Consider the following 10975-nt stretch of genomic DNA (forward strand, 5'->3'; position numbering starts at 1 on the left):
GGAGTGTCGGGGGTTGTGGTACAGTACTAGAGTTTGAATTGTTCTATTAAGGAGCTTCTCTATGGGTCCGTTTCAGATTCTGCTGTTTGTAGTTTGGGCTGTCTCTGCCGTGGCGCTGACGATTCTCGTCCTGATGCATTCCGGTAAGGGCACCGGCGTTTCGGATATGATCGCCAGCTCGCTGTATAACTCCAGCTCTGCCACGGGCGTTATGGAGCAGAACCTTGACCGCCTGACCGTCATCATGGCTGTCGTGTTTGCCGTGTGCGTCGTGCTGTGCATGTTCTTCTTCCCGCAGGGCATCGTGGGCTACTAAGCACGAGCCGCATAAAAAAATTGAAAAGGGTTCCGCAAGTGCGGGACCCTTTTTGTTTACAGACTTGTAACAGAGCCAGAATATCACCACATACTGCGCCCAACTAAAGAAATTCTCGACCGTTAACCGGAATTAGCCCCAAATCGTGCATAAAATGCGCTACTGTATTGAAAACGATGGCCTGTTGTGCATAACCAGCCATAGCAACGGGCGGCGTTTCGATAGTTCGGATCGGATTGTCTCGACATATGTCCGACTGAACATTTCTTTGTCCTATCTCATAAGGAGGATGGCATGGCTGATTCTATGTTCCACCAGCCCGTTATGGGTCGTCGCGCCTTTGTCGGCGGTACCCTTGCTGCGAGCTCCATGGCTTTTCTTGCCGCATGCGGCAAGAAGGGCGGCGACGCTTCCGGTTCTGAGTCCGGTTCGACGCTGAACTTCTACATCAATAACCCGGTCTGCATCGACCCCTACAATGTCCAGGAGGACCAGGGCACTCAGGTCGAGTACCAGCTCTTTGACGCTCTGACCTCTTATGACGCCGAGAAGGGCGAGATCGTTCCGCTGGCTTGCGAGTCCTTCGAGGCCAACGACGACGCCACCGAGTTTACCTTCAAGATCAAGAAGGCCAAGTTCCACAACGGTGATGACGTTACCTCCAAGTCCTTCAAGCTCGGTTGGGAGCGTCTGGTCAGCACCAAGTCCGCTGTCGCTAAAGAGTATGGTCCTTCCGAGGTCTCCTATCACCTTTCCATGGTCGAGGGCTATGACGATCTGCTTGCCGGTAACACTACTGAGCTCAGCGGTGTTACCTGCCCTGACGATGAGACCCTCGTCGTCAAGCTGACTTCCGCTTACGCCGACTTCCCCTTCGTCGCCTCTCATCCGGCTCTGTCCCCGGTTCCCGAGTGCGCCGAGTCCGATGTCAAGAGCTTCTACCTTGCCCCGATTGGTAACGGCCCGTTCATGATGGACGGCAAGTGGGAGGATGGTCAGGAGATCAACCTCAAGAAGTTCGACGATTACTATGGCGACAAGGCCAAGATCGATAGCATCCACTTCCAGGTCATCAAGGACGTGGAGACCGCTTACAAGGAGTTCCAGGCCGGTAACCTTGACATCTGCGACGTTCCCGTTGCTCAGATCGACGCCGCCAAGAAGGATCGCGGCGAGTCCAAGGACGGCTACACCATGGGCGACGGCGAGCGCATGCTGCTCGGCGCCGAGCCTTCCACCTACTACCTGACCTGCAACACCACGGCCGAGCCGTTCAACAACGCCGATCTGCGCAGGGGCATCTCCCTGGCCATCAACCGTGAGGCCATCTGCAAGACCATCTTCAAGGGTACCCGCACCCCCGCTGACGGCATTGTTCCTCCGGGCATCGATGGCTACAAGGAGGGCGCATGGGAGTTCTGCGCCTACGACGTCGACAAGGCTAACGAGTATCTCGACAAGGTTGCTCCCGCTGACGCCAACGGCGATCGTGGCATTAACGTGACTCTGTCCTACAACCAGGACGGTGGCCACAAGGAGATCATGGAGTCCATCATCGGTGACCTTGCCAAGGTTGGCATTACCGCCGTCTCCGATACCCCCGAGTGGTCTGCCCTGCTCGAGCAGTACCAGAACCTCAACTATCAGTTCGGTCGTCTGGGCTGGATTGCCGACTATCCGATCATGGACAACTTCCTGTATCCGCTGTTCCACTCCGACTCCCTCGGTGGCGACAACCGTTCTGGTTACAACAACCCCGAGTTCGACGCCAAGGTCGACGAGGCCCGTACCACGATTGACGACGAAGAGCGCGTCGCTAAGATGCAGGAGGCCGACGCAATGGTCGCTGCTGACTGCCCGGTCATCCCGCTGATGTTCTACACGCACACCATCGCCGGCTCCGATCGCATCAAGTACCTCTATGTCGATCCGCAGAAGCACGCCGATCTGGGTACCGCTGAGCTCGCCTAAGAGTTTTGCAGCTTCCGTGAGGGTCAAGTATTTACGTAGACCTCATGGGAAACATACAGTTCTCCCTAACCTGGGGTAAACTGGCTGATGGTAATTTTGGGATGCCGGTCTGGCGATCGGCATCCCATTTAAGTTAATCCCTAGATAGGGGAGTGGTATGGGTAAGTACATCGTTAAACGTGTGCTTCAGTTCATCCCGGTATTTTTGGGCGTTACGCTGATTCTGTTCGCCCTCCAGAATATCGTGCCGGGAGATCCGATCAAGCTGATCGGTGGAGACAAGGCTCTGTCCCCCGAGGTGGAGCTTCAGCTTCGCGTCCGCTATCACCTGGTCCAATCGGACGAGGACGGCAACGCGATCCTTGACGAGAACGGCGACCCCGTTCAAACGTCGCTCGTGGACCGTTACTTGTATTACATGAACGGCCTGCTTCATGGCGATCTGGGTAATTCCTATCAGCGCAAGCTGCCGGTTACGGAAATCTTTGCCCAGAAGTATCCGTATACGGTCAAACTTGCCGCGTGCGCCATCGTACTCGAGGCAATCATGGGTATCGGTGCGGGTATCATTTCGGCGGTAAAGCGTTATTCCTTCTGGGATATTTTGGTAACGCTCACCACGTCGATCCTCGTTGCCGTCCCGGCCTTCTGGCTCGGTATGTTGCTGCAGCTGTTCTTTGGCGTCATTCTCAAGGACGCCACGGGCGGTGCATTCTCCATGCCGATCTCGGGTGCCGGTGGTTCCAGTTCTCAGTATCAGGATTGGATGCACTATGTGCTTCCGACCATTACGCTGGCTTCGGTTTCGACCGCTTATGCCGCCCGCATTATGCGCTCGCAGCTGCTTGACGTCATGAGCCAGGATTACATCCGTACGGCAAAGGCCAAGGGTCTCTCCAATCGCGCGATCATCATCAAGCATGCGCTTAAGAATGCACTCATCCCCGTCGTTACCTATATTGGTGTCGACTTTGGTGCCATGCTTTCGGGCGCCATCCTGACCGAGACGGTTTTTAACTGGCCCGGTATCGGCTATGAGGTCTATCGCGCCATTAGCATGCGTGACTGGCCCATCGTTATGGGCGGCGTTACGCTCATCGTCGTCGTCGTCATGGTGATCAACCTGCTCGTCGACATTAGCTATGCATTCCTCGACCCGCGCATCCGCCTTGGCGGTCCGTCGGATAAGGCCTAAGGGAGGTACGTCTCATGCAGGAAACTGATTCTCAGTCTCAGGAGCAGGCTACCGCCACCATGGCCGCATCTGCTCCCGCCAAGTCTCGCACGCTGTGGGGCGACGCTTTTAAGCGTCTTCGTAAGAACAAACTCGCCGTTATCGGTGTCTGCTGGATCATTATCGTCGTTGTGGTTGCCTTGACCGCAGATCTGTGGGCTAAGCCCTGGCTCGGTTCGCCGACGGCTTCCGATTCGACCACCATGGCCGAGACGTCGCTGCTGGCTCCGTGTGCAGAGCACCCGTTTGGCACCGACTCCCTTGGCCGTGACATTCTCGTCCGCGTTATCTACGGTGCACGCGTTTCGCTGTCCGTCGGCATTATGGCCACTGCGATCTCCACGGTGATTGGTCTGGTCATGGGCGCTCTGGCCGGTTTCTACGGCGGCATCTGGGATACGATCATCATGCGCTGTGCGGACATCTTCCTTGCGTTCCCGTACGTGCTGTTCGTTGTCGCCATGATCGCCGTTATCGGCCGTGGTCTTCAGAACGTCTTTATCGCCATCGGTATTCTTGGCTGGCCTTCGATTGCGCGCGTCTTCCGATCCGCGATCTTGACGGTCAAGGAAAACGACTATGTTGACGCTGCGCGCGCGATGGGTGCATCTGATGCTCGTATCGTCGTGCGTCACATCTTCCCGAACTCCGTTGCCTCCATCGTGGTCTACGCGACTATGAACATTGGTGGCGCCATTCTGACCGAGTCCGCTCTGTCCTTCCTCGGCATGGGCGTTATTCCGCCTACGCCTTCGTGGGGCTCCATGATTCAGGACGGTCAGCAGTATCTTCTGACTGCTCCCTGGATGATGATCATGCCCGGTCTGGCAATTCTCTCGACGGTGCTCGCCTTCACCCTGCTGGGTGACGGTCTGCGCGACGCCCTCGACGTCAAGATGAAGGACGCATAAGGATGAAGAAGAACAAGAACTATGTGGACCTGAAGGACCAGCCGGTTCCCGAGGGCCAGCATCTGCTCGAGGTTGATGACCTTAAGATGTATTTCCACACCGAGGATGGCGTCGTTCGCGCTGTCGATGGTGTGTCCTACACGCTCGATCGTGGCGAGACCCTGGGTGTCGTCGGTGAGTCCGGCTCCGGTAAGTCCGTGACCGCCATGACCATCATGGGTCTTATCTCGATGCCTCCGGGAAAGATTGAGGGCGGTGACGTTCGCTATCGCGGTCGTTCTATCCTCGAGATGACCGAGGAAGAGATGCAGCACATTCGTGGCAACGATATCGCGATGATCTTCCAGGATCCTATGACTTCCTTGAACCCGGTCTATAAGATCGGCAAGCAGGTGGGTGAGGGCCTTCGTCTGCACCGTGGCTACTCCAAGCAGGAGGCGCTCAAGCGCGCCACCGAGCTTTTGGACCTCGTTGGCATTCCCGAGCCCGAGAAACGCGTCAATGAGTATCCGCACCAGTTTTCTGGTGGTATGCGTCAGCGCGTCATGATTGCCATGGCCCTTGCCTGCGATCCCGATATTCTGATTGCCGACGAGCCCACGACTGCCCTGGACGTTACCATCCAGGCTCAGATTATTGAGCTTATGCAGGAAATGCAGGAGAAGAACGGCAACGCCATCATCATGATTACCCATGACCTGGGTGTTGTCGCCGATATGGCCGACAAGATCATGGTTATGTACGCTGGCCGTCCCGTCGAGTTCGGTACTGCTGAGGAAATCTTCTACGAGAGCCGTCACCCCTATACCTGGGGCCTGATTCGCTCCATCCCGGAGCAGGCCATCGATGAGAAGAAGCCGCTTACGCCGATTCACGGCAACCCGCCTTCGCTCATGAACCTGCCCGAGGGTTGCGTGTTCTCGCCTCGTTGCCCCTATGCGACCGATAAGTGCCGCAAGCAGCGCCCCGAGCGTTTTGTCACCGAGTCCGGCCACTATTCTGCGTGCCATTATTCCGGTGACCCCGAGTTCCTCAAGAACGCCCCTGAGACGTCCCGCACGCGTAAGGATTCCAAGAAGGGAGGCGAGGCGTAAATGGCAGACAATAACGAGCGCACTCCGCTACTGAAGGTCGAGCACCTCTCTAAGGAGTTCCCCGCAGAGTCCGGCATGTTCGCCAAGCGTTTTTCCAAGCGCGTCGTCTCTGCTGTAAACGACATCTCTTTTGAGATTTATCCTGGTGAGACCTTTGGTCTGGTTGGTGAGTCTGGTTGCGGTAAGTCCACTACGGGTCGCACCATCATGCGCCTGACCAAGCCGACCGCCGGTAAGGTGTTCTTCCAGGGTAAAGATGTTGCCGAAATGAGCAAGCATGAGATCAAGGATATGCGTCGCGAGATGCAGTTTATCTTCCAGGATCCTTATGCCTCGCTGAATCCTCGCATGACCATCGGCGAGATCGTCTCCGAACCCATGACCATTCACGGCGTGGGAACCAAGGAGGAGCGCATTGAGCGCGTCCGCGAGCTTCTCGACGTTGTCGGTCTGAACCCCGAGCACATCAATCGCTATCCTCATGAGTTCTCGGGTGGCCAGCGTCAGCGTGTCGGCATTGCCCGCGCTTTTGCGCTGAAGCCCAAGCTGATTATCTGTGACGAACCGGTATCCGCTCTGGATGTGTCCATTCAGGCCCAGGTTCTGAACCTGCTTAAGGAACTGCAGGACAAGTTTGGTACGGCGTATCTGTTTATCGCCCACGACCTGTCCGTCGTTCAGCACATCTCCGATCGCGTTGCCGTTATGTATCTGGGTAAGGTGGTCGAGGTTTCTGACTGGAAGACGCTCTATAGCGAGCCTCACCACCCGTATACGCAGTCGCTGCTGTCTGCCGTGCCGGTTCCCGATCCGGATATCCAAAAGTCCCGTAAGCGCATCATCCTCGCCGGCGATCCGCCGTCACCGCTGGATCCGCCGACTGGCTGCCGTTTCCACACGCGCTGCCCGATCGCGCAGGGCATCTGCTCCGAGAAGCTTCCCGAGTTTAGGGAAGTTGCTCCGGGCCACTGCTGCGCCTGCCACTTCGCCGAGCCGTTCCCGATCAAGGAATCGCACATCGACCTGTAGTCGGTTGTTATCGTTCGGGCCCGTGCTGGACTTAGTTTTCAGAACGTCCTCGACCATGGAAACCCCCTTATCCTGCTCCTTCGGAGCTGCGGATAAGGGGGTTTCCTGGTCTGCGGAATGTTCTGAAAACTAAGTCCAGCACGGGCCCTGTGTTACCACTGCAGGGGGGGCGATTCCTTGATCGCTCACTTTATCTAATAAGAAATTTAGTGAGGCCGGAGCTTTAGCTCCGGCCTCCCCATAAAAGGGCTCGGCAAAGCCGAGCCACTAAATTAATATCAGCCCCCAGAACATGTTTGAGAACTGTGCATGAAGCATGTGCCCCTAGGGCAGGAATGAGGTTGCCTTCCAACGCATTCCGCAGGGGGCGGCATTATTTTGTAGCGCGAAGCGCAGATCAAAATAATGCCGCATGCCCGAGGACGCGTTGGAAGGCAACCTCATTCCTGCCCGAACAGGTCAGTCTACCTGCGCATTTTCAAATTCGTAAACTTTTTTGAAAAAAGTGCTTGCACAGTTCTCGAATCATAGGTTATTATCTTCCTCGTTGAAAGCGCGGGTCCAACAAAACGAACTGCGAATCAACAATATAGCATGTCGGAGTGGCGGAATTGGCAGACGCGCTAGCTTGAGGTGCTAGTGACCGCTTTTTGGTCATGCGGGTTCAAGTCCCGCCTCCGACACCATCGCATTTGAGAAGCCTCTTCGGAGGCTTTTTTGTTACCGATAGACGGTGAGGTTCACGATGGAAACGCTTGAGCGCAATGAGTGGGTTGACGTTGCCCAATTGGTCGATATTACGAGCGATGCTGTCATTATCTGCGAGCTCGACGGAACCATTTTGCATGTAAACAATCGCTTGCTCGACTTGATCTGCGAGGAACGTTCCGATGTGATCAACGGGGACGTTAAAGATCTCTTGTACTCGTCAGCATTTGAACGCGCGACAGAACATCGTCTTCCTTTTGAGACCAATGGTACCGAGAGCGAGTTGATGCTTAAGCTAAGTGACGGCTCCTTTATTCCCGTCCTAGTTTGTGCCGGCTCGGTTACGCCGCCTCGTATCTTTGGCCGCCGTGCGCCGCGTGTTCTCGTGGCGCTCCATAGTATCGAAGAGCAGTATTCGCATGACCGTCAGCTCAAGCGTGCGCTTTCGGAGCTCAGAGTGGCGAATAAGCGCCTCTCGGGCACGTTGTCGGTCATTATGAGCACGGTGGGCTCCGATGAGCTGCCTAGTTTGTTGGATACCGTTTTGAACCAGCTTGTAGGAACCCTCGATGCCTCGGGTGCTGCCATCTATTTTTCTGAGAGCGGCGGTTTTAAGCTTCGCGGTGTTTCCAAGGAGCTGTATGACAGCTACCTGCCCGAGTTTATGCCGTATGGTGCGGGTATCCCGACGTATGTGCTCCGTGAGTCTCGTGCCTGCCGCCTGTCGATTCAGCAGGACCTTGAGGGCGATAGGGTTGCCTCGGGTATGTTCATGGACCTGGACAATCGTTCTAAGCACCTGCTACGCGTGCAAGATATGCCTCCATACCGCAGCGAGATATGTCTTCCCGTGTTTTATGGCACTCAGGTGCTCGGTGTGTTGGAGGTCGGTTGGAAACGTCCGCAGGCGCCGCTTGCCTATGATGTCAACGTGCTCGAGGTCATTTGCGATTATCTCTCCATCCAACTAGTCGGCATGGCATCGAGTCTGCGTTCACGTCGCACGGCAGAGCTTGGCCGTTCTCTCAACGTGCTGCGCGATGAGTTGTTTGCCTATCTCGATGATCCTATTGCCGCCTCGCGTGCGGTATCGACCGAAATCTGCGCTGTGCTCAGTTGTCATTTCTGCCCCGTGGAGTATGATGCGGGCCTCGAAACCTATGTCATCGATTTTGAAGGCGGCAGTCGTGTGGCATTGCCGGGCGATCCGGAGTCACTCTTCTTTTCTGTCACGACGCCGGCGGCGCGCTTGGGGACAATTTCCGATGGATTTGAGACATCGGTGCTGGGCGGGACGAGCGCCGACGACCTCAAGCACGTGCGCCTTACACGCGTGGACGAATCCACGACTATGGGCGCATGGTTGAGAGCCCACGGCCTGCCGTGTCAGGGACTTTATATCGATTCCGGTATCGAGGCGGGGCGCTGCCGCTCGGAGGCGGATGGTACGCGAAGCAACGATGCAATCGTGCCCGCTGATATCGCCAAGGGACCGACGAGGCGCGTTTTGCTGCTCCGTGATGGCAGCCAGGAGCCAATCGACGACCTTGAATACGACTACATGGTGCATTTGGCACACGACTTTGAGCTGATCTATGAGGGCGAGTCTCAAAAGCGTGAAGAGCGTCATATCGCTCAGACGCTTCAGATTGGCATGAGAAATTCGCTAGGCGACGTTCCGGGCATCGCAACCGATTCGGTATACCTGTCGGCAACGAATTCGGCGTTGGTCGGTGGCGACTTCTATACGCTAGTCCGTCTTCCCGACGATTGCGCCGTTATGATATTGGGCGATGTCTCCGGCAAAGGAATTGAGGCGGCGTCGATGTCGGCGCTCGTCAAGACGGCGTTGACGGCTTATGCCTGGGAGGGTGCGGGACCCGCTCGCATGGCCCGCTCGCTCAATAGCATGCTCATGGGCTTTTCGAGGGTCGAGACGTTTGTGACGGCGTTTATCGCCAAGATTGATCTTAAAGCGGGCCGCGCTACCTATTGCTCTGCGGGGCATCCTCCCACTATGGTCATTAGGCCGTCGTCGACGCCGCATGGCGGAGGAGAGACCTGCGGGGGAGAAGTGGAGCTCCTTGGGTGCCAATCGGGCGTGATAGGTGCCTTTGAGAGCATGGTGTACGAGACGGGCGTGTTTACGTTCGATCCTGGTGACATGCTGTTTATGTATACCGACGGAACGATCGAAGCACGCGACCGCTCGGGTGCTTTCTTTGGCGAGCAACGCCTGCGCGACCTTCTACTCTCTGTTTCGGGTGAGGGCGTATCGGGCATCTGCGGTAAGGTCTTGGGCGAGCTTGACCGCTTTACCGACTCGGCGCTGGACGATGACATTGCATTGGTGTCCCTTGAGTTTTTACGGGGTCGATCGTAGGTCGCGACGTTGGGCATACAGAATCCTAACGGTTGCAGAAAAGTGTGCATCGAGCGAGCTCTTTTGGGGAACCATGGTCGCATGAATGAGTGGAATGACATAGCGGTTTTGACGCCACCGGGCGATATCGATATCGCCTCGGTGCCCGAGCTGCGCCGACGGTTGGATAATTTAATCGACCGGGGCGTGCGCCGTGTTGTCATCAATTGCCAGACCGTGGCTTTTATCGACTCGACGGGTTTGGCGTTTTTGCTTACGCGTGCCAGAGAGCTTATGAGACGAGAAGGGCTGCTTTCGCTTGTTAACGCCTCCGATGAGGTCGTTCGCTTTTTGGAGATTGCCCGACTTGTCGACATCCTTCATGTTGCGGGTCCGGTGCGGGAGTCGATTCCCGCCATTCCGGTGGGGGAGTTGCCGCGATGGAGCAAGAGCGTCAAGGTGCAGCGAGGCATCGAGAATCTCCCGTATTATCGGCACCGTGTGGCCGAGCTTCTCGAATCGCTTCCCCTGAGGCGTGATGAGCGCTATGACGTCGCATTAGCGTTGGGGGAGGCATTGGGTAACGCATATGACCATGCGGGCGGTGTTGGCTGCATCCTGACGGTTCAGGCCTATGGGGACCGTGTTGTGCTTGAGGTGCTTGATCGAGGTTCTGGCTATTCTATCGATGGGGCGAGCGAACCGATGGCATCCGAGGAACGCGGACGCGGTATCAAGCTTATGCGCATGCTCGTCGATAATGTGGAGGTTGCCCGTCGCACGGATGGTGCCGGCACACGCGTTCGGATGGTGAAGCTGTTTAGTTCGGCATTGGAATCGTGCGCTTAGCGCCTTGGGCCGACATGATTTCCCTGCGTGAACTTGCTTTGGGCAACTTTTTTGAAAAAAGTACTTGCGTCTTTTGGATAACTCGCGTAAATTAATAACCCGCAAGCGGACATGGCTCAGTTGGTAGAGCACAACCTTGCCAAGGTTGGGGTCGCGGGTTCGAGCCCCGTTGTCCGCTCCATTGCATTTCCGGACCGTTCTTAACGGTCCTTTTTCGGCGAAGTGGCCAAGTGGTAAGGCAGAGGCCTGCAAAGCCTTTACCCCCGGTTCGAATCCGGGCTTCGCCTCCAGGCAACATCCGGGCGCTCCGGCGCCCGTTTTGTTTTACATATGCGGACATGGCTCAGTTGGTAGAGCACAACCTTGCCAAGGTTGGGGTCGCGGGTTCGAGCCCCGTTGTCCGCTCCAAGCACAACAGCCCGACTACCACGGTAGCCGGGCTTTTTCGTACCCATTGCAGAGGCTCGAACCCGAGAGGGAGCGAGCGTTAAGCAAACGCGG

The 10975-nt window shown here is 56.4% G+C and carries 8 protein-coding genes and 4 tRNA genes; all 12 read left to right on the top strand.

The window, feature by feature from the left end; all coding sequences use genetic code 11:
- Positions 1–61: 61 nt before the first annotated feature.
- The 12 genes from secG to ACTQWD_RS07065 all read left to right on the top strand — a co-directional run bounded on the left by secG (position 62) and on the right by ACTQWD_RS07065 (position 10882).
- The gene (gene secG / locus ACTQWD_RS07010) at positions 62–316 is read left to right on the top strand and encodes a preprotein translocase subunit SecG (RefSeq protein ID WP_006236144.1); all 255 of its coding nucleotides are present in this window, start codon (positions 62–64) and stop codon (positions 314–316) included.
- A 294-nt stretch (positions 317–610) separates the two neighbouring features.
- Positions 611–2287 (top strand): peptide ABC transporter substrate-binding protein, encoded by a 1677-nt coding sequence (locus ACTQWD_RS07015; protein ID WP_441541202.1) that lies wholly within the window; start codon positions 611–613, stop codon positions 2285–2287.
- A 157-nt stretch (positions 2288–2444) separates the two neighbouring features.
- Complete coding sequence (locus tag ACTQWD_RS07020; protein ID WP_304212150.1) at positions 2445–3482, top strand: ABC transporter permease; 1038 nt, start codon at positions 2445–2447, stop codon at positions 3480–3482.
- A gap of 59 nt (positions 3483–3541) precedes the next feature.
- On the top strand, positions 3542–4432 hold the full coding sequence (locus ACTQWD_RS07025; protein ID WP_370450642.1) for an ABC transporter permease: 891 nt from the start codon (positions 3542–3544) through the stop codon (positions 4430–4432).
- A 2-nt stretch (positions 4433–4434) separates the two neighbouring features.
- Positions 4435–5526 carry an ABC transporter ATP-binding protein gene (locus ACTQWD_RS07030; RefSeq protein WP_154517437.1) on the top strand — a complete coding sequence of 364 codons (1092 nt, stop codon included), beginning with the start codon at positions 4435–4437 and terminating at the stop codon, positions 5524–5526.
- Complete coding sequence (locus ACTQWD_RS07035) at positions 5527–6555, top strand: ABC transporter ATP-binding protein (protein WP_154517434.1); 1029 nt, start codon at positions 5527–5529, stop codon at positions 6553–6555.
- Between the two features lie 596 nt (positions 6556–7151).
- Positions 7152–7241: transfer RNA gene (locus tag ACTQWD_RS07040), tRNA-Leu, on the top strand.
- A 59-nt stretch (positions 7242–7300) separates the two neighbouring features.
- A complete protein-coding gene (locus ACTQWD_RS07045; RefSeq protein WP_441559615.1) occupies positions 7301–9646 on the top strand; it encodes a GAF domain-containing SpoIIE family protein phosphatase in 2346 nt (781 codons plus the stop codon).
- An 81-nt stretch (positions 9647–9727) separates the two neighbouring features.
- Positions 9728–10474 carry an anti-sigma factor antagonist gene (locus ACTQWD_RS07050; RefSeq protein ID WP_441559616.1) on the top strand — a complete coding sequence of 249 codons (747 nt, stop codon included), beginning with the start codon at positions 9728–9730 and terminating at the stop codon, positions 10472–10474.
- 105 nt (positions 10475–10579) lie between these two features.
- A tRNA-Gly gene (locus ACTQWD_RS07055) sits at positions 10580–10655 on the top strand.
- Positions 10656–10690: 35 nt separating this feature from the next.
- Positions 10691–10764 (top strand) — tRNA-Cys (locus ACTQWD_RS07060).
- Positions 10765–10806: 42 nt separating this feature from the next.
- Positions 10807–10882: transfer RNA gene (locus ACTQWD_RS07065), tRNA-Gly, on the top strand.
- Positions 10883–10975 lie beyond the last annotated feature (93 nt).

The sequence above is a fragment of the Collinsella sp. LCP19S3_B6 genome (assembly GCF_052121815.1).
In the GTDB taxonomy this organism is placed as follows: Bacteria; Actinomycetota; Coriobacteriia; order Coriobacteriales; family Coriobacteriaceae; genus Collinsella.